General features: G+C 62.8%; 20 protein-coding genes and 1 tRNA gene. 12 read left to right on the top strand and 9 right to left on the bottom strand.

The window, feature by feature from the left end; genetic code table 11:
• Positions 1–5 precede the first annotated feature (5 nt).
• Positions 6–1,610, bottom strand: coding sequence for a PAS-domain containing protein (locus ACOI1H_RS00705; protein ID WP_422434792.1), 1,605 nt, complete (start codon positions 1,608–1,610; stop codon positions 6–8).
• A 69-nt stretch (positions 1,611–1,679) separates the two neighbouring features.
• Positions 1,680–3,062, bottom strand: a complete 1,383-nt coding sequence (gene regB, locus ACOI1H_RS00700) for a sensor histidine kinase RegB (protein WP_422434791.1) — start codon at positions 3,060–3,062, stop codon at positions 1,680–1,682.
• A 98-nt stretch (positions 3,063–3,160) separates the two neighbouring features.
• On the opposite strand from regB, the gene ACOI1H_RS00695 reads away from it, so the two are divergent.
• Together ACOI1H_RS00695 and ACOI1H_RS00690 are read left to right on the top strand one after the other, a co-directional pair.
• Positions 3,161–3,766, top strand: coding sequence for an SCO family protein (locus ACOI1H_RS00695; RefSeq protein WP_422434790.1), 606 nt, complete (start codon positions 3,161–3,163; stop codon positions 3,764–3,766).
• 50 nt (positions 3,767–3,816) lie between these two features.
• The gene (locus ACOI1H_RS00690; protein ID WP_422434789.1) at positions 3,817–4,368 is read left to right on the top strand and encodes an ActR/PrrA/RegA family redox response regulator transcription factor; all 552 of its coding nucleotides are present in this window, start codon (positions 3,817–3,819) and stop codon (positions 4,366–4,368) included.
• Positions 4,369–4,377: 9 nt separating this feature from the next.
• Here the strand turns inward: ACOI1H_RS00690 and ACOI1H_RS00685 are convergent, their stop codons facing one another.
• Positions 4,378–4,968 (bottom strand): HD domain-containing protein, encoded by a 591-nt coding sequence (locus ACOI1H_RS00685; RefSeq protein ID WP_422434788.1) that lies wholly within the window; start codon positions 4,966–4,968, stop codon positions 4,378–4,380.
• Between the two features lie 91 nt (positions 4,969–5,059).
• On the opposite strand from ACOI1H_RS00685, the gene ahcY reads away from it, so the two are divergent.
• Complete coding sequence (gene ahcY / locus ACOI1H_RS00680; protein ID WP_422434787.1) at positions 5,060–6,448, top strand: adenosylhomocysteinase; 1,389 nt, start codon at positions 5,060–5,062, stop codon at positions 6,446–6,448.
• 124 nt (positions 6,449–6,572) lie between these two features.
• Positions 6,573–6,914, top strand: a complete 342-nt coding sequence (locus ACOI1H_RS00675; RefSeq protein WP_422434786.1) for a DUF2853 family protein — start codon at positions 6,573–6,575, stop codon at positions 6,912–6,914.
• 64 nt (positions 6,915–6,978) lie between these two features.
• Here the strand turns inward: ACOI1H_RS00675 and ACOI1H_RS00670 are convergent, their stop codons facing one another.
• Genes ACOI1H_RS00670 through tsaD form a run of 3 tightly spaced genes read right to left on the bottom strand, consistent with a single transcriptional unit; the run spans position 6,979 to position 9,423 of the window.
• Complete coding sequence (locus ACOI1H_RS00670) at positions 6,979–7,386, bottom strand: EVE domain-containing protein (protein WP_422434785.1); 408 nt, start codon at positions 7,384–7,386, stop codon at positions 6,979–6,981.
• A gap of 1 nt (position 7,387) precedes the next feature.
• Positions 7,388–8,338, bottom strand: a complete 951-nt coding sequence (locus ACOI1H_RS00665; RefSeq protein WP_422434784.1) for an NAD(P)H-dependent glycerol-3-phosphate dehydrogenase — start codon at positions 8,336–8,338, stop codon at positions 7,388–7,390.
• Positions 8,335–9,423 carry a tRNA (adenosine(37)-N6)-threonylcarbamoyltransferase complex transferase subunit TsaD gene (gene tsaD, locus ACOI1H_RS00660; RefSeq protein WP_422434783.1) on the bottom strand — a complete coding sequence of 363 codons (1,089 nt, stop codon included), beginning with the start codon at positions 9,421–9,423 and terminating at the stop codon, positions 8,335–8,337. The genes ACOI1H_RS00665 and tsaD overlap by 4 nt, the downstream gene beginning before the upstream one ends.
• Before the next feature lie 69 nt (positions 9,424–9,492).
• Between tsaD and ACOI1H_RS00655 the strand changes: the two genes are divergently transcribed.
• From ACOI1H_RS00655 to ACOI1H_RS00640, 4 genes are all read left to right on the top strand, one after another.
• Positions 9,493–10,191: a uroporphyrinogen-III synthase gene (locus ACOI1H_RS00655; RefSeq protein ID WP_422434782.1), complete on the top strand. Its 699-nt coding sequence runs from the start codon at positions 9,493–9,495 to the stop codon at positions 10,189–10,191.
• 54 nt (positions 10,192–10,245) lie between these two features.
• Complete coding sequence (locus tag ACOI1H_RS00650) at positions 10,246–11,475, top strand: COG4223 family protein (protein ID WP_422434781.1); 1,230 nt, start codon at positions 10,246–10,248, stop codon at positions 11,473–11,475.
• A gap of 10 nt (positions 11,476–11,485) precedes the next feature.
• Positions 11,486–12,940: a heme biosynthesis protein HemY gene (locus tag ACOI1H_RS00645; protein WP_422434780.1), complete on the top strand. Its 1,455-nt coding sequence runs from the start codon at positions 11,486–11,488 to the stop codon at positions 12,938–12,940.
• Positions 12,941–12,983: 43 nt separating this feature from the next.
• Positions 12,984–13,059 (top strand) — tRNA-Thr (locus ACOI1H_RS00640).
• A 311-nt stretch (positions 13,060–13,370) separates the two neighbouring features.
• On the opposite strand, the gene ACOI1H_RS00635 is transcribed toward ACOI1H_RS00640, so the two are convergent.
• The 3 genes from ACOI1H_RS00635 to ACOI1H_RS00625 form a co-directional block, all read right to left on the bottom strand.
• Positions 13,371–14,594 carry a response regulator gene (locus ACOI1H_RS00635; protein WP_422434779.1) on the bottom strand — a complete coding sequence of 408 codons (1,224 nt, stop codon included), beginning with the start codon at positions 14,592–14,594 and terminating at the stop codon, positions 13,371–13,373.
• Positions 14,595–15,078: 484 nt separating this feature from the next.
• Entirely contained in the window at positions 15,079–15,774 is a 696-nt protein-coding gene (locus ACOI1H_RS00630; RefSeq protein ID WP_422434884.1) for a substrate-binding domain-containing protein, read from the bottom strand.
• A 63-nt stretch (positions 15,775–15,837) separates the two neighbouring features.
• Positions 15,838–16,005: a helix-turn-helix domain-containing protein gene (locus ACOI1H_RS00625; protein WP_422434778.1), complete on the bottom strand. Its 168-nt coding sequence runs from the start codon at positions 16,003–16,005 to the stop codon at positions 15,838–15,840.
• Positions 16,006–16,136: 131 nt separating this feature from the next.
• On the opposite strand from ACOI1H_RS00625, the gene ACOI1H_RS00620 reads away from it, so the two are divergent.
• The 4 genes from ACOI1H_RS00620 to ACOI1H_RS00605 all read left to right on the top strand — a co-directional run.
• Positions 16,137–16,343 carry a hypothetical protein gene (locus tag ACOI1H_RS00620; protein ID WP_422434777.1) on the top strand — a complete coding sequence of 69 codons (207 nt, stop codon included), beginning with the start codon at positions 16,137–16,139 and terminating at the stop codon, positions 16,341–16,343.
• Positions 16,344–16,590: 247 nt separating this feature from the next.
• Positions 16,591–17,499, top strand: coding sequence for a glyoxalase (locus tag ACOI1H_RS00615; RefSeq protein WP_422434776.1), 909 nt, complete (start codon positions 16,591–16,593; stop codon positions 17,497–17,499).
• Positions 17,500–17,501: 2 nt separating this feature from the next.
• A complete protein-coding gene (locus ACOI1H_RS00610) occupies positions 17,502–18,146 on the top strand; it encodes an alpha/beta hydrolase (RefSeq protein WP_422434775.1) in 645 nt (214 codons plus the stop codon).
• Positions 18,147–18,420: 274 nt separating this feature from the next.
• The coding region (locus tag ACOI1H_RS00605; protein WP_422434774.1) for a dioxygenase at positions 18,421–19,124 on the top strand (704 nt) is incomplete at its 3' end.

Genomic DNA, 19,124 nt, shown 5'->3' with positions numbered 1-19,124 from the left:
GCAATTCAGCCGGTCGCAGTCCGGGGCTGGGTCTGGGTCGGCAGGGGGCGTCCGATGTCGGCGCGGTCGGTCGCGGGTGTAAACCGCACCAGCGTCAGTCCGCCGGGAATGGCCTGCACTTCGCAGTCCACGCAGCGGCCGTTCGTCAGCACCAGCCGGTCCGAGATCATGCGGCGATCGTGACGCAGGCGGCCGAATTCCTCCAGCTCGCGCCAGAGACCGGTGGGGGCCGTCCGCGCCTTCCAGGTCCGCAGGGCGCTGCGCAGATCAAGCACCGTCATCTGAGAATCCGTCGCATCCTTCCAGATGGCGTCGTAGGCGCTGTTCGTCATCATCAGCGTATTGCTGGGCGAAAACACGGCGACCGCATCCGGCAGGGCGTTCAGGACGGCCTGTCCCGTCTCGATCTCGGCCCGGAAGCGGCGGGTCAACGACACCTCGGCGCTGATATCCTCGAACAGGAAGGCCAGGGCACCGTCCGGGTGCGGGCGTCCGGTCACGCGAAAGGTCTGGCCGTCCGGCATGTCCCAGCGTTCGGAATAGGTGCCGTTCTTCGCCGCCGCCTCGAGTGCGGTGAATTGATCCTTCCAGGTCGCGTAGTTCTTCGGCTCCGGCAGCTTGCGCATCTCGCGCAGTCGGTCCAGCACCATGTCGATTGTGGGCCTTTTCGACATGAAGGCGAAAGGAAGCGCCGTCATGTCCAGAAGGGCGGGGTTGAACATCGCAAGCTGCCGCTTGCGGTTGAAGATCGCAAGCCCGGTCGACAACTGGGCAAACGTCTTTCCCAGCGTCTGCTGGAATTCGTGCTGCGCGCGTTCCGCCCGCATGGTCGCGTTGGCATCGATGGCGAAGTAGTTGACAGAACCGTCCTGCGGCACGGCGGTGATGTCGAACCAGTGTTCCGCCTTTTCGCCCGGCAGTTGCAAGGCGTGCCGACCGCCAAAGGTGCCGGGATCGTTCGGGATCGGCGGCTGGATATCGGCAAACAGCCGTTCGGCCGGCCAGACACGTCCGGCGTGATCGCCGACGGGCATCATGCGGTCGGCGTAGGACAGATAGGCGGCGTTCGCCCAGACCAACTTGCCATGATCGTCTTCCGTCCAGATCAGTTGTGGCGTGTCACGCACGATCACCCGGATCTGGTTCAGCTCGTTCATGAGGGAAGCGCGTTCAAGATCCTCGTACTGCTGCGCTGCCGTTTGCACATCGCTTGCACCGAGGCTGATGCGCGTCAGACCATGGGTTTCCGAAAGCGTCAGCCGCAGACTGGGGTCCGTCGTGGCCGGCAGAATCACACGGTCCCCCGGTTTCAACATGTCGATGCGGTCGCGCATGTCGGGAAACTGGCGCGCGAGGACTGAAATCAACGCCTCGCGTTCCGACATGGCATCCGGTGCGCCGGCGATCAGCGCGGCACCGCTGGGCGATGCGTCGACCAGCGCATCCTGATCGAACAGGAAGGCCGGCGTCGCCACCTGCGGCAGCGGGCTTGCCGGGGCGGGCCGCCGCCACGATATCAAAAGGCGCAAGGTCTGCAGTGTCGCGATCAATCCGGTCAACGACAAACCGAAGATCGCGCCGAAGCGCATCAATTCATTGGTCAAGTTCATCTCGAATCCTGGGTCAGCACCTCCCGAACCATCTGCCGATGAGGTTAACGCAGGCTTAAGATTTCCGGGTCATTCTACTATGGGTTGATTTTCCCCCAGGGCGGGATAGGGGCCGGTCGTCGTTCTGGAAAGTGTCTTCATCGGCCATGTCACCGTCACGATGGCACCTGTGGCGGGATCTTCGGATCGCCGTTGGCCGTTGGCAAAGTCAAGGTGCGCGCCCGATCGTTCGAGCAGCGTCTTGGCGATGAACAGGCCCAGCCCCATGCCTTCGTAACCCGGTCGCCGGAACCCGTCGAGCGACACGCGCCGTCGCCGCACGAAGGGATCGCCGATACGCCCGATCACGGATTGCGGAAAGCCGTGCCCATCGTCGGCGATCCGCACGATGATGACCGTATCGGTCCAGCTGACCGTGATCGCCACGTCCCCCTGAGAGAAATCCACCGCGTTCTGGATCAGGTTGCGCAGGCCGTGAATGATCTCGGGCCGGCGCGAAATCTCGGGCTGCGGCAATGTGCAGCCTTCTTCGGGGGCGATGTCGAAACTCACCTCACGACCACGCTGCAGGTGCGGTTCGGCGCTTTCGCGGACCACGGTTTCCAGCGGAGCCGTGCGCAGATGCAGGTCGTCCTTGCCGACCCGACCCATCGAATGCAGGATGTCACGGCATCGGTCCGCCTGGCTGCGGATCAGCAGCGCATCCTCGCGCAATTCGGGCTGATCGGCCAGATCGTCGACCAGTTCGTTGCTGACCAGCTTGATCGTCGCAAGCGGCGTCCCCAGTTCATGCGCGGCGGCGGCCACCACGCCGCCCAGGTCGGTCAGCTTCTGTTCACGCGCGAGGGCAAGCTGCGTCGCCAGCAGGGCATCGCCCATGTTGTTCATCTCGGTCGTGACCTGCCGGGCGTAGATCCCAAGGAACACGACGCCGATGACCAGCGACACCCAGAACCCGAAGTGGAACAGCGGCGGCAAAAGAAGCAGCATCCCGTCGGCCATCTGCAACGGCACCGACACGGCGCTGATGATTGAGATCATGACGATTGCAAGCAGGCCCAGTGCGACGAAGCTCATCAAATGCAGAACGGTCGCCGCGATGGTCACGGGGGCCAGGATCAACAGCGCAAAGGGGTTGTTCAACCCGCCAGTCAGGTAAAGCAGCACCGCAAGCTGCACGATGTCGAAGGCCATCATCGCACTGGCTTCGCGTTCGGACAGACGCTTGTTTTCCGGATAGACGAAGCTGGTCAGCAGGTTCGCCACCATCGCGGCCCCGATGGTCATGGCGACCGGACCCGGTTCGATCAGCAGGCCATAGTAGCGCGTGGCGACGATGATCGCGGCAATCTGGCCGCCGATGGCGCACCAGCGCAGGATCAGCAGGGTCCGCAGCCGGACCCAGTTGCTGCGTTCCCGGTCCTGCAGGACGTCGGTGTCTTCGCTGGTCATGGAGGGTCTTTTCGGATCAAGGGGATGTGCGCGCTTGTCCCATTGTTACGGAGCCCGCAATGCGCGATCAATGCGGCGCTTGGAAAATCGAGGTGACCATGACACGTCTGACCGCAATTCTTGCCGGATGCGCAGCCTTTTTGCTGCTGGGCGTGACCTATGCCGTGACGCTTGGCCGCGCCGATCCGCAATCCTGTTTCGGCAACACGGCGGGCGGGGCGGACATCGGCGGCCCGTTCACGCTGGTCAACGGCGTGGGAGAGACGGTGACCGATGCCGAAGTCATCACCGAGCCGACGCTGATCTATTTCGGTTACAGCTTCTGTCCCGATGTCTGCCCCATCGACAACGCGCGCAACGCGCAAGCGGTCGATCTGCTGGCCGAGGCGGGTCACAGCGTTACGCCCGTCTTCATCACCATCGACCCGGAGCGCGATACGCCAGAGATCATGGGCGACTACGTCCAGAACTTCTCGGACAAGATGATCGGGCTGACCGGATCTGCAGAGCAGGTTAAGGCCGCCGCCGATGCCTACCGCGTCTTCTATTCCCGTGGCGACGACGATCCGGAATTCTATCTGATGAATCATTCCGTCTTTACTTACCTGATGATGCCAGACGAAGGCTTTGCCACGTTCTTTCGACGCGAGGACACCCCGCAGCAGGTCGCGGATCAGGTCGCCTGTGCCATCGACGCCGGTTGACCGGGGACTGCGCAAAGCTAAATCAGATCAAACACCTGAGGAATATCGCGATGGATACAGAGCCGCTCGATCTCGGACCGGACAAGACGCTGCTGCTGGTCGATGATGACGAGGCCTTCGTCAAGCGGCTGGCAAAGGCGATGGAAAAACGCGGTTTCGTCGTGGAGACCGCTGAATCGGTTGCCGCCGGTCGTGCCATCGCGACAGCGCGGCCGCCTGCCTATGCCGTCGTGGACCTGCGGCTCGAGGATGGCAACGGGCTGGACGTGGTCGAACTGCTGCGTGAACGCAGGCCCGATGCCCGCATCGTCGTGCTGACGGGCTACGGTGCCATCGCCACCGCTGTCGCCGCCGTCAAGATCGGCGCGATCGACTACCTGGCCAAGCCTGCCGATGCAACGGATGTGACCAATGCGCTGTTGGCCCGCAAGGACGAACTGCCGCCGCCGCCCGACAATCCGATGAGTGCAGACCGCGTGCGGTGGGAACACATTCAGCGCGTCTACGAACTTTGCGACCGCAACGTCAGCGAAACCGCGCGGCGCCTGAACATGCACCGCCGCACCTTGCAGCGCATTCTGGCAAAGCGAAGTCCGAAGTAGGATCGACCGCTACATCTGACCCAGCAGCGCTGCGTGGCGGGTGGTATAATCCTTCCGCACCGCGACCGGCGGTCGCAGGGTGATGGTCAAGGTCTCGACGAGGGCGGCGTCCTGCTTGCCAAAGAACCTGTCCGCCTCGGCGGTCGAAAACCCCGCGATCTGCACCGCCTCCAGCCAGGCAGAGACCTTGTCGGCGGACTTGATCTGTTTCTTGATCTTCGCGGGCAGCATGGCTGGCAGGCCGAAACGCAAGTGGATCGCCGCGGTCAGCCGTGCATCCAGTTCCGAATACCCCGGCCCGACCGCAGCCTTGACGGGAGAGATCATGTCCCCGATCACGTATTCCGGGGCATCGTGCAACAGGGCGGCAAGCCGCCAGCGGGCCGATGTGCCGGGGTTCTGGCGGGCAAATATCTCTTCGACCAGCAGCGAGTGTTCCGCGACTGAATAGGCGTAGTCGCCCAGCGTCTGTCCGTTCCACCGCGCGACGAAGGCAAGTCCGTGGGCGATGTCGGCTACCTCGATATCCACAGGCGTCGGGTCCAGCAGATCGAGCCTGCGGCCCGAGAGCATCCGTTGCCACGCGCGGGGTGTCTTCATGGTCGGTCCTCCTGCGGCACCGCGTTCGTTGTCACGCTACGCGCGTTCTGTTATTGGCCAGCCCAAAGATGAAGTGCAAGGAGCACGCGAGATGACGCAAGACTATATCGTGAAGGACATCAACCTTGCCGCCTACGGCCGCAAGGAACTGGACATTGCCGAAACCGAAATGCCGGGGCTGATGGCTTGCCGCGAGGAATATGGCCAAGCCAAGCCGCTGAAGGGCGCGCGCATCGTCGGTTCCCTGCACATGACGATCCAGACCGCCGTCCTGATCGAAACGCTGACTGCCCTCGGTGCCGACGTGCGCTGGGCGTCCTGCAACATCTTCTCGACCCAGGATCATGCCGCTGCCGCCATCGCTCAGGCCGGTGTGCCGGTCTTTGCGATCAAGGGGCAGAGCCTTGAAGAGCATTGGGATTACCTTGATCGGTCGTTCCAATTCCCTGAGGGTGCGAACATGATCCTCGACGATGGCGGCGACGCGACGCTCTACGTCCTGCTGGGTGCGCGGGCCGAAGCGGGCGAGGACATCATCCCCGTTCCGCAGTCCGAAGAGGAAGAGGTGATCAAGAAGCAGATCGCCAAGCGCATGGCGCAGTCGCCCGGCTGGTTCACCAAGGTGCGCGACGCGATCAAGGGTGTGTCCGAAGAAACCACGACCGGCGTGCACAGGCTTTATGACCTGCACAAGAACGGGCAATTGCCGTTCCCCGCGATCAACGTGAACGACTCTGTCACCAAGTCGAAGTTCGACAACAAGTATGGCTGCAAGGAGTCGCTGGTCGATGGCATCCGCCGCGCCACCGATACAATGATGGCCGGCAAGGTCGCCGTCGTTTGCGGTTACGGGGACGTCGGCAAGGGGTCCGCCGCGTCCCTGCGCGGGGCCGGTGCGCGTGTGAAAGTCACCGAAGTCGATCCGATCTGTGCGCTGCAGGCCGCGATGGACGGGTTCGAGGTTGTCCTGCTGGAAGATGTCGTCGAGACTGCCGACATCTTCATCACTACGACCGGCAACCGCGACATCATCCGCATCGAACATATGCGCGAGATGAAGGATATGGCGATCGTCGGCAACATTGGCCACTTCGACAATGAAATCCAGGTCGCCGCGCTGAAGAACCACAAATGGACGAACATCAAGGAACAGGTCGACATGATCGAGATGCCCAACGGGCACCGGTTGATCCTGTTGTCCGAAGGTCGCCTGCTGAACCTTGGCAACGCCACCGGCCACCCGTCCTTCGTCATGTCCGCATCATTCACCAATCAGGTGCTCGCGCAGATCGAGCTTTGGACCAAGGGCAACGACTATCAGCCCGGCGTCTACATCCTGCCCAAGAAGCTGGATGAAAAGGTTGCCCGCCTGCATCTGGCCCGGATCGGGGTGAAACTGACAGAGCTTAAAAAGGATCAGGCGGACTATATCGGCGTCACCGTCGATGGTCCGTTCAAGCCGGAACACTATCGCTATTGACCCCGAAACACGGTTCCGCGGGAAAACCGGCCCCTTGGGGCCGGTTTTTTATTGATCAGTTTAAGATTATGCCCCTACGGTTGCGCCAAGACCGCCTGATGGTCGGACAAAAATGGGGGACGACATGGGAAAACGTGACGATCTGATCGCGAAGTACGCCGCAGACATCAAGGACAAATGCGGCATGACGACGGACATGGACCTTTTGACGAAAGTCACCATCGGCTGCGGGCCGTCGATCTACAGCGATGACGCCAGCACCGTGGCAGGCAGCGACACGCAGGAATTGCAGCGCATCGTCGATGATTTCCTGAAAAAGAAACTGGGTCTGAAAGACGGGCCGGACCTGATGGGCGGTGTCCAGAAGGCGATCGAGACCTATGGCCGATCGAACCGCAACAAATACCGTGCCGTCGTCTATTATCTTCTGACCAAGCACTTTGGCAAGGAAGCCGTCTACACCTAAATTTCGCCAGCAGGAGTCCGGTCGTCACGGACGGAGACGGACCCATCCCGCCATTCGCGATGGTTCAGAGCCCGCCCAATTTCAAAATATGTGCCCATTCGATCGGGGCGACCGGCTGGACGGAAAGCCGAGAGTTCTTGACCAGAACCATCTCGGCCAACTTCGGGTCGGCCTTGATCGCCTCCAGCGTCACAGGCTTGGGTAGAGCTTTGTCCGGCTTCACGTCGATACAGACCCATTTCGGATCGTCTGCAGTGCTGTCCGGATGGGCTTGGGCCGCGACAGTCATGATCCCCACGATCTCCAGTCCGGTGCGGGAGTGGTAGAAGAACCCCTCATCGCCCACCGCCATATCGCGCATGAAGTTCCGGGCCTGATAGTTCCGCACGCCGTCCCATTCCGACACACCCTTGGCGACAAGGTCATGCCAACCAAAGACATCGGGTTCGGATTTGAACAACCAGTAAGCCATGTCATTCCTCTTTTAGCGGACGCCTCAACAGGGTCTGCAAGGCCGTTTCGACACCGATGCGGCGATCCGTCAGTGCCGCGACGATGGCGCAGACGGGCAGGTCGATTCCGCGTTCCTGACCTAGCCGTGTGACGGCCCGCGAGGTCGCTGCGCCTTCTACCGTCATCGTCGGGTCGATATCGGTGCCGGCCCCCAGCGCCAAGCCATAACCATAGTTGCGCGAGAGCGACGACGTGCAGGTCAGGGCAAGGTCGCCCAGTCCCGACAAGCCGGTCAGCGTCTGCGGGTCGGCCCCCAAAGCCTCGGCCAGCCGCTGCATCTCGGCAAAGCCGCGCGTCATCAGCGCAGCGCGTGCGCTGTCGCCCAACCCCGCGCCGATGGCCACGCCGCAGGCAATGGCGATGACGTTCTTGAGCGCGCCACCCAATTCCGCCCCGATGGTATCGGTCGAGCGGTAGAGCCGCAGCGTGCCCGTTGACAATGCCGCCTGCAACCGCCGGCCCGCCGCGTCGTCGGCGCAGGCCAGCGTCAGCGCAGTCGGCAGGCCACGTGCAATGTCGTTGGCAAAGGACGGTCCGGTCAGGATCGCGGGTGTGGCATCTGGCAAGGTCCGCGCAATGGTCGCCACAGGGCCAGTCAAGGTCTGAAGGTCGATGCCCTTGCAGCAGGCGACAAGCGCCTTGCCTGACAAAATGGCCGTGTATTCCGTCAATACGTCGCGCAGGGTCTGGGCTGGAACCGCCAGCAAGACGGTATCGGCCGGTGCGACGTCCGCGATGACGTCAGTTACGGCGATGGTGTCCGGCAGCGTTACGTCCGACAATCGCCGACTGCGCCGCGTTGTCGGCATGTCACCGATATCGCGCGCCCATAACGTTACGTCTCGCCCGTCGATGGCCAGCGCGATGGCCAGCGCCGTGCCGAACGCGCCGGCGCCCATGACGGCGATCATGCCTTGGCTCCTTTCCTGCCCGATCCCAGCATCGCGGGCGCTGCGCCGTCCAACGGCCAACGGGGTCGCGCCGAGAGGGTCAGATCGTCGAAATCCCCGGATTCGAGCCGATGTAGCGCCGCATAGGCGATCATCGCCGCGTTGTCGGTACACAGCGCGAGGGGCGGTGCGACAAAGCGAACTTTCCGACCCTCGCAAAGGCGGGTCAGCGCCGCGCGGATCGACAGGTTCGCCGCGACGCCACCTGCCACAGCCAGCACCGGTGCGACGGGTGCCAAGGCAAGATAACGGTCAAGCGCGCGCGCCGTCTTGGCCTGCAACACGTCGGTCATCGCGGCTTGAAACCCGGCGGCAAGATCGGCCTGATCGCCGGCTTTCAGGCTCTGATCAGGTCCAATCACGCTGTCACGCGCGCGCAGCAATGCCGTCTTCAAGCCAGAAAAGCTCATGTCGCAATCGGCGCGATCCAGCAGCGGGCGCGGCAGGGCAAAGCGTTTCGGATCGCCCGCCATGGCCGCCTGTTCGACCGCGGGGCCACCCGGTTGCGGCAAGCCAAGCAGGCGGGCGGTCTTGTCAAAGGCTTCACCCGGCGCGTCGTCGATGGTACCGCCGATCCGTTCGAACCGGTCGTTGTCATGCACGATCAGGAACTGGCAATGCCCGCCGGACACCAACAGCATCAGGTAGGGAAAATCGACAGCGTCCGTCAGGCGCGGCGTCAGGGCATGGCCCGCCAGGTGATTCACCCCGATCAGCGGCAAGCCGGTCGCCGCGGACAGTCCTTTGGCGCACATCACGCCCGACAGAACGCCGCCAATTAGTCCCGGACCTGCCGTCACGGCAATGGCGTCGCAATCGCGCAGGGCGACATGCGCCTGAGATAGAGCCTGTTCGACGCTGAGATCCACTTTTTCCGCATGGGCGCGGGCGGCGATTTCGGGCACCACGCCGCCGAATGCCGCATGAAGACCCGTCTGCCCGAAAACGACCGAGGACAGTATATGCGCACCCGTCGCATCCTGCCGCACGACGGCCGCGGCGGTATCGTCGCAACTGCTTTCGATGCCAAGAATCGTGCGGGTCATGGGGCTCGCCTGTTGTGCCGGTCACCCTCTCAGGTAACACTGGCGAGGCACGCAGACAACAAGGCCGCGATGGACGCCATCCTGATCATGACCCGCCCGGCCCCTGCGGGCACGGACTTCGCCGACACAGTGACAGTGGCCTACGGCCACACATTGACGGTCATTCAGTCCCCGGCGCTGCGGATCGAACCCTTGCCGTATGCCATGCCCGATACGCGCAACGTCGTGTTTACCTCTGCCCGCGCGGTCGAACAGGCACCGCCGGGTGACGGGCTGACCGCCTGGTGCGTGGGCCGGGCCACGGCAGAGGCGGCGGAGGCGCGCGGTTATGCGACATACAGCGCTGATGGCGATGCAGAGTCCCTTGTCGCGCTGGTCCTGTCACGGCGACCGCACAGCCCCCTCGTTCATATTGCCGGCCGTCATCGGCGTGGTGCCGTCGCGGCCCGTCTGACGGAGGCCGGTCTGCGCTGCACGACAGTCGAGGCCTATGACCAGGTTCCGCTGCCTGTGCCGGAGGAACTACAGCTGGCGGCTGCCGGATCGATTCCGCTGGTCGCGCCCGTATTCTCTCCGCGTTCTGCGCAGGGATTGTTGGGCCTTTCGTTCACCGCGCCGTTGCATGTCGTGGCGATCAGCCCTGCCGTTGCCACTCTTTTCAGACCGATGAAGCCGGCGACGCTCTTGACCGTGGGACATCCCGACGCAGATCACATGAGGGACATGACCGTCGCGGTACTGCGCGGCTTGGCCGGCACGGGCGAGTAACCCTTGAGGGTGCAGACCGTGCGGGCTAACGTTCCATGATCAAGGGCCGGAGACGTGGCCGGCAACGACAGGATGGTGAATTCCGTGGCGACAGAACCGGCAAAGCGGCGCAGTCCGAAGGCAAGGCAGACGACGGACCCGGTGCCAGAGGCCGAGGTCGTCGAAACCGCAGCCACCGACGCGCGGATCGAGATGGCGATGCCGCCGCCGACCGTGACGCCGCATGTGATGCCAAAGTCGGAGACTGTCGTGATCCCGGAGCCGGAACCTGCAGCGGCCAAGGACGTGCCGCAAACCCCCGCCACACCCGAACCGCCCGCACCCCCACGCAGCGAACCGGGTCAGGCACCCGAAAAGCGGCGCGGCGTGTTCTTTCCGATGCTGCTGGGTGGCCTGATCGCCGGCGGTATCGGTTATGGCATAGCCTACATGCAAGTTGGCCAGACCGCCGCGGCCGATATCGCGGGTCTGCGCAGCCAGATCGAAGCTTTGCAGGCCGAAGTCGCCAACGCGCCGCCGCCCGATCTTTCGCCTGTGACGCAGGACATCGCGGACCTGAGCGCCAGCGTTGACGAACGCCTTGCCGCCTTGGATGAGCGCATCGCGACGGCCAGCGAACAGGCCCCGGTGATAGGCGAGCAGGCACAGGAACAGGCCGTGGCGCAACTGTCCGACCAGATCGCAGCTCAGCAGGCCGAACTGGAACAGCAGCGCGCCGACCTTCAGGCGCAGCTGGACACGACACGCGCCGAAGCCGAGCAAATCCAGCAGGAGGCGGTCGACGCCGCGCGAACGGAAACCGCGCGCGCCGCGCTGGCCCGCGTGCAGGGGGCCATTGAAAGCGGTGCGCCAATGCAGTCGGCGCTCGACGATCTCGGCTCTGTTCTGACCGATCCGGTGCCCGAAGCGCTGACCGTTGTCGCCGAAGGCACGCCGACCCTGGCGACCCTGCGCGAAACATTCCCCGAAACCTCTCGCTTAGCCCTTGCCGCCGCCCGCAACAGTGGAGAAGCGGGTGATGACACCGGTGCCTTCGGGTCGTTCCTGCGTAACCAGCTGAACGTGCGGTCCGTCGCCCCGCGCGAAGGGACCAGCGCCGACGCGATCCTGTCGCGGGCCGAAGACGCCCTGCGCAACGGCCGCCTGAACGATGCCTTGGCCGAGATCGCCACCCTTCCCGAATCTGCGCGTGCCGCGATGTCCGACTGGGTCGCGCAGGCCGAGGCGCGCGCCGCCGCCGTCGATGCTGCCGATCAGCTCGACGCTTCCCTGACCGCAAACTGAAGGCCGCATCATGTTCACGACATTCCTCAAGATTCTGGTCTTCGTTGCCGTTGTCACCGGCCTGACCTGGGGCGCAGTGCAATTGCTGGACATGCGCGGTGGGGCCAATATTTCCGTCGCGGGCTATGAGATCACGCTGAGCGCGTTGCAGCTTGTCTTTGCCTTCGTGACGCTGGTGGTTGCTGTCTGGCTGGGCCTGAAACTGCTGAAGCTGCTGGCTGCGATCTTTCATTTCCTGAACGGCGATGAAACTGCAATCTCGCGTCACTTCGACCGGAACCGCGAACGCAAGGGCTATGAGGCGCTATCGGAAGGTCTGTTCGCCCTTGCCGCGGGCGAGGGGCATCTGGCGATGACCAAGGCGAAGCGCGCCGACAAATACCTTGACCGGCCAGAATTGACGACCTTGCTGACAGCACAGGCCGCCGAGATGACCGGCGACACCCGCACCGCCGAGGCGAGCTATCGCAAACTGCTGGAACGGGACGAGACGCGTTTCGTCGGTGTGCGGGGTCTGATGCATCAGAAGCTGGCCGAGGGTGACACGGATACCGCGCTGGGTCTTGCCCGCAAGGCGTTCGAGATCAAGCCGAAACACGAGGAGGTCCAGAACACCCTGCTCCGGCTTCAGGCCGAGAAATCCGACTGGTCCGGTGCGCGTCAAACTCTTGGGGCCAAGCTGAAATCGGGCAACCTGCCCCGCGACGTTCACAAGCGGCGCGATGCCGTGCTTGCCCTGTCAGAGGCGAAGGACATCCTCGACGAAGGCCAGTCGATGGAGGCGCGCGAGGCGGCGATCCAGGCCAACAAGCTGTCGCCCGACCTGATTCCCGCCACCGTCATGGCCGCCCGTGCCTTGATTGCCAATGATAATCCGCGCGGGGCCAGCCGCATCCTGTCCAAGACATGGGGTGTGAATCCGCACCCCGACATCGCCGCGGCGTTCGCCGAAATCGCCCCGAACGAGGCACCCGAGGCGCGATTGAAGCGCTTTCGCACCCTGACCAAGCAGAACCCGGACCATCCGGAAACCCGGATGCTGCTGGCCGAACTGCACATCGCCGCCGAACACTTTCCCGAGGCAAAGCGTGCGCTGGGCCATCTTGTGACCGAAGACCCGACCGCCCGCAGCCTGACCCTGATGGCTGCGATCGAACGCGGCGAGGGTGCCGACGACGCCGTCGTGCGCGGTTGGCTGACCCGCGCCCTGACTGCGCCGCGCGGGCCGCAATGGATCTGCGACAACTGCCAGCACATCCACGCCGCCTGGACGCCGGTCTGCAACAACTGCGCCGCCTTCGATACGCTGGAATGGAAACGCCCGCCCAGCGGGGAAGTCTCGATGCCGGCCGGGACCGAAATGCTGCCTCTGATTGTCGGACATACCCCTGCGACCGTCACAGCGACCGACGTGGATGTCCTTGACGTTACGACCGTCGACGATCCGCCGCCGAACACAAAATAGGTCTTTTCCAGACTGACCCGGGGTGCTAATGCCACCCCCGTAGGCCGCACTAGCTCAGTCGGTAGAGCACATCATTCGTAATGATGGGGTCGGGGGTTCGAATCCCTCGTGCGGCACCACACTGTCAGAACATGCGCTGTCGTCCGGCAAGGCTTGGGCCTTGACGTTGCTGGGTTGTCCAGTGGTGCGTAATCTGGTCCGACTCGGTACCTAACAAGTAGCGCGGTTTGAGGGCAGACGGCTGCACCCCGTTCGGGGCGGCGGGCACCTATTGCCCGAGGGTCTGTTGTTTCGCCTTCGGACAAGGGGGCGGCAATCCACGCTTTGCTTTGTCGACTGTCTGCGGGTTTTCGATCACGGGGAATGGCAGGTTGCCCGCCGCAGCCGTTGCTGTCGCGGTGGACTGCGGGTCCGATTCGATCAGGCTATGTCATGCCCCTGAGGACGTGCGGGCCACCGTGTTTCTGTGGCGGGACAGCGCCTGATCTTCTGCCAAGCCAATCGCACGGTCGATTGCGATTCTTGCCCGCTGGCTTCTGGCCCCCTGAAGTGAGACCGGACCGCCGACGGACACGGATCCAGTCCCGGTGCCGTCGTCTCCCTCATCATCCAACGCGTGATCCATGAGGCAGCAGAGGACGTTGGCCTCGAGGTCGCTCATGACTTGCGGGGTTGCAGTACTTGTCGCAATCACAAGGTCATCGTCTGTGGTGTAGGACATCACGGTCTGATCGACACCGAGACAGTCGGCCGCTGCCGCTGCGACATCGTCGAGCAAGGCCGTGAATTGGGCAGGGGCGTATCTGGCGCGCATCGCCTCTACCTGGTCAATCTTGAGGGCCAAGACCTGAACGATGGCCGCGTCCTGCTGGGACAATCGGGTCAGGTAGTTCGAAAGCGCCCGGAGATCGACGAGCGTGTCAGCCATTTGCATCTGTGGATGATCCAGTCCTGCGGCCAAGGTGTCCTTCGTAGCCGCGGTGTTCGCACCGTAGGGTGCCTTGAGCATCTGATGCGCCATCTGAAAGCGATTGAGCAACTCGTCGACCTCGAACGGCTTTGTGACATAATCGGTGGCCCCGGCCCGGAAGGCCTCGCCCATATTCTCCATGTCACGCTTGGCCGTAAGCATGACGATTGGCGAATCCTGATAGGCGGTCATCTGTCGGACTTGCCGACAAAGCTCGATGCCGTTCATGTCCGGCATGTTGATGTCAAACAGCAAGTAATCGAAGGTGATTTCGGGCTGAGCCAGAAGCCGCAGTGCGTCATGGCCAGACGCAGCGGTCACGATTCTGAAATCGCCGGCATTCGCACCGATGACCGTCACGAGTTCGAGAATGAAGGGATCGTCATCGACGGCAAGAATCGTCATCGCAGGATTCGCCGCGCGGTCCGCAGGCGGAGCGACAGGATGAGCGGTATCCAAGTTCCCGGTTGTCGCGCTATCCGCTTGCGGACTGGAGTGGCGCACGATTCTCGTCGAAACAAGATGCGCAACAGGCAGCACGATCATCGTGGTGAACCCCACAAGGGTATAAACCCAGAACGCCAACCAGAACGACGCACCCATTAAGAGCGCTGTGGCAGAGCCGATCACGCCAGCGACGATGCTGACCACCATGTACCCGATTATCACAGAACCATACCCCACCAGCCACACCTTAGATTGCACCATAAGTTGACAAAATCTTAAGAGCATACAACCCTAAGGTGATTCACAGGGAACCCTATCAGGGTGATGCTCGTAAAAAAGATTCAACGCAGGGACTTCGAGGCAACTCTGCCGGGACCATGGATCAGTATGATGGCGGAATTGTGGTCATTCTAAGGGGCGGCGCCCTTGGGCGCGGTGTCGTTCAAATGGTTGCGAGGGATGAGGTGAACACTGTGTCGCTTACCCCCGCTGTGACCGCTGCTGAACCTGAAACCGATACTCAGAAAGAGGGTCCTGGGCCTAGCACTGTTCCGGGCTTGGATTGTGCGATGTGCAGGCCCGGTCTGGCCCCTCATATCTGTTGGAATAGCAACTGACCAAGAGGTCATCTATTCATGCCACTTCAGGGAAAGCGGCGTGGGCGTCGGATGGATGCGGAGCATGCACCCCTCAAGAGCCCAAGGTGCATGCTTCACCGCCGTCAGCCCCATACGACGGCGTTTTCGTGTCTCTGGATCGCGACCTTCAGCTCTTCGAATTCGCCGAAAATATAGCGTTTCAACTTCTCGGCGGCCGGTATCTGGGGTGCTCCGGCAATCTGCATGATGCCGAGCGCCCGGTCGGGCTGCGGAAACTGGATCGGAATCGTCTGGATCTGACCCAGCGTGCGGTAGGCGAACACGACGCTGTGAGGCAATACGGTCAGGGCGTCAGTCTCCTGCAGGTAGTTCATCACCGACAACAGCGATCCTCCGGAATAACGGATCTGAACCTCTTTCATGCCGATCGACAGCAGAATCGAGTGCAGATCGGCAAGCAGGGGCGAGCCGGGCAGCGGTGCAATCCAGGGATAGTTCAGCACGTCGACCGATGTCGGCCGCCGCTTCTGGATCAGGGGATGCCGATTGGATGCCGCCACGACGTTGCGGGCGGGCAGGATCTCGGTAAAGGCGATATCGGTCCCCGGCAGCATCAGGCCGGTCGGACAGATGGCAAGGTCGATCTGCCCGGACCGCAGGTCGGCGTGCAGGTCGGGCTGATTGCCGTAGGTCTGGTCGACGCGGATATCCGGTGCGACGCGCTGGAAACTGCCGATCATGCGAGAGATGAAGGCGTTCATGAAGAACGGGACCTTACCGACCCGCACGGTGCCCGAACTGCCGGCCCGGAAACTGATCGCGGTTTCCGACGCCTTGCGCGACGCTTCGAGGATGACCTTGCCATGCGCGGCGAGCTGTCGTCAGATCAGCGTCGGAACCAGAGGGCGGCGACCTGGCAGGAAAAGGCGTTCCCCAAGTCGCTTTTCCATGGCGGCCAAGGTGCGTGACACGGCGGGCTGGGTCATGCCCAACAGATGCGCGCCCTCTGTCACGCCACCCGCGTCGACGACGGCGGCAAGCTGAGCCAAATGCCTCTCGTCAAACTTCATAGCAATACGGTATGACCGGCACCCATAAAATCATTCACTGCAATTATCGCTTTGATAACATTCTTTCGAGTCTGCGTCCGGGAGGGGATCGCGTGGACGGAGGATATGTCATGGGCGTGCCGCATGTTCCGCAGCCGGACGTCGCCAGACGTCTGCAAAATGCGCCCGATGCGCGGTTGACCGCCGCGCTGTCAGACCTGCTGCCGGCGCTTTACACCGTCATCGCGCGACACCGGATCAGCCGTGACGGTTTGAAAGCCACCATCGACTTTCTGTCCGAGGTCGAGACGACATGCAGTGAGAACCGGCAGGAGTAGATCCTGCTGGCCGACGCGATGGGCTTGAGTGCGGCCATCGCTCTGGTCGCCACGCCACGTCCGCGGGGCACCACGCCAAGCACGATCCTCGGACCATTCTACCGTTCAGGTGCGCCGCAAATGCAAAGTGGCGACAGCATCAGCCAGGACGGCATCGGGGTGCCGTTGACTTTGAAGGTGAGGCTTTCCGATCTGGACGGTGCGCCTGTGCCCGATGCGCAGATCGAGGTCTGGCAGGCGGACGCCGGTGCAGGAGGATTACGATTTCTACACCAAGACGGTGGGCCTGTATTCGGTCAAGCGCACGGCGGTGTTCGACGGCGTGTTGCCTGTCTATCACCTGTATTACGGTGCGAAGAACGGCGATGCCTCGACCATCATCACGACGTTTCCATTCAAGAAACCCGGAGTCCGTGGGCGGCGCGGATCCAACCAGTCGAAGGTTGTCAAGCAGGCGATCCCGGTCGGGGCGAGCGACTATTGGATGAACCGGCTGAACGAAAAGGGCGTGAAGGCCGAAAAGACCACACGATTCGGTGCCGATCGAGTCGCGTTCGAACATCCCTGCGGCCTTCCCAACGAGCTGGTCGGAAACCCCTGGGACAGCCGCAAGCCGATCGCGAACCCCGATCAGGGTGTCAGCGCGGAACATGGGATCAAGGGCATCTACGGTGGCGCGATATCCGTCATGGACCGCACCGCAATGGATGGCTTCCTCACGATCGCGCTGCCGATGAAGAAGGTGGCCGACAATCACGAAGGGCTGGTCTTTGCCGTCCCCACCAACAACGGTGCCACCAGCATGGTCGAGGTGCTGCACGAACCAGACCGCCCGCAGGGAACATGGACCCTTGCGGGGGGCACGATCCATCACATGGCGCTGAATACCGGCGACGAGGAAAACCAGATGTCCCTGCGCGCCCATATCGAGGGGCTGGGGTTCACCGACATCTCGGAACAGAAGGATCGCATGTATTTCAAGTCGTGTTACGTCCGCAGTCCGGGCGGAGCCCTGTTCGAGCTGGCCTGGACGGTGCCCGAAGGCTGTGCGCGCGACGAACCCGCCGATGCCATCGGCCAGACGCTGGTGTTCCCGCCGTGGTTCGCCGACCGTCGGGCCGAGATGGAAGAAGGGCTTGAGCCGGCGAATTTCTGAAAATGGGCCAGTCGCGCATCATCAAGGCCGAAGGGGTCGCGGACATCGTTTGCGTGCTTGTTCACGGTCGTGGCCAAAGCCCCGACGACATGGAGCAGTTGGTCGTGCGCCCACTGAATGCGGCGGGCGTTCACTATGTCCTGCCGCAGTCAGGTCCGACCGGCTGGTATGCTGCCCGGGCGATCGATCCGCTGACCGACGACTGTCGTGCGGAACTCGGCGCGGCGCTGGATCAACTGGACGAGGCGGTGACAGAGGCTGTCGCCATGGCAGCCGGAAAGCCCGTGCTGCTGGCAGGCTTTTCGCAAGGTGCCTGCCTGAGCGTGGAGTATCTGATGCCCGAGGGGCCGGTGGTGGACGCGGCGGCGCTGCTGACGGGGTGTCGTGTGGGGACCTGCGGTGACAACCTGCCGATCACCGACCTCGCCGGCCTGCCGGTCTATGCCAGTTGCGGCGACGCAGACTCATGGATTCCGGCGGCCAGCTATCACGACATGCTGGGCGATCTGACACGTGCCGGCGCGCGCCTGCGCACCGACATGCTGCCGGGTCGTCCGCACACGGTCGCCGCCCCGGAAATCGCGATGATCCGTCGGATGATCGCCGACATGGCCGCGCAACGTCCGGTATTCGACGGGACCGCATGATGAACGTCTCGCAGTGCTTCGTCTTTCCGGGCATCGCAACCCGCATCGCGTCCGGCGCGGGCACGCTGGCGCAGACCGGTGATGACGTGGCGCGACTGGGCCATGCCAGCGCGTTTGTCCTGTTCACCCCGCAGGAGGAATGGTTGCGTTCGACGTCGCTGGGTCACGTTGTCATGGCGCTTTATCACAAGCTGGCGCGTGTCTTCGCGGGAAGTTTCGGCACGCCTCACGCCGCCACTCATGCGATCCTGCGCGGGGGGCTTTGGGATTTTGCGTGGCGATTGGTGCGCCACCGGCATTGCAGGAACTTGACTGGACGACCAAAGACATTGGCCGCGCGGCTGCGATTGCCCTGCAGACGCCCTGTCCCGATCCGCGCCCGTTCGATCCGACGCAGGAGGAGTGGTTCAAGGCGATCATGTTTTTGACCAAGACCGATCAGATGTGCAACGAATGGCGTCAGGAATACATCCTGCTGTCCGACGTGACGGGCGTGTCGATGCTGGTGGATGCGACCAACAACCGCAAGCCGTCGGGCGCATCGGAATCGACCGTGCTTGGTCGGTTCCATTTCGCGGATGCGCCGAAATTGTTGCTGGGCGCTGATATCTGTCTTGATCAGAAAGGCGATCCGATGCTGGTGAAAGGCCGCATCCTGACGACCGACGGCAGCCCGATCGCGCATGCGAAGATCGATGTCAGGCAAGCCAATGACGAAGGCTTCTACGACGTGCAGCAGAAGGGCATTCAGCCGGATTTCAACCTGCGTGGCGTGTTTCGCAACAATGATCAGGGCGAATACTGGTTCAAGGGCGTGAAGCCCAAGTTCTACCCCATTCCCGACGATGGCGCGGTTGGCAACCTTCTCAAGGGGCTGGGCCGTCACCCCTACCGCCCGGCTCACCTGCACGACATCATCAGCGCGGACGGGTTCGAGACGCTGACGACTCACATCTTCGGCCCGGACGACCCCTATAT

The sequence above is a fragment of the Loktanella sp. DJP18 genome, assembly GCF_049310965.1.
Lineage (GTDB): Bacteria > Pseudomonadota > Alphaproteobacteria > Rhodobacterales > Rhodobacteraceae > Loktanella.
The sequence above is the reverse complement of the archived record's forward strand: the minus strand, read 5'-3'. Positions and strand labels throughout refer to the sequence as shown.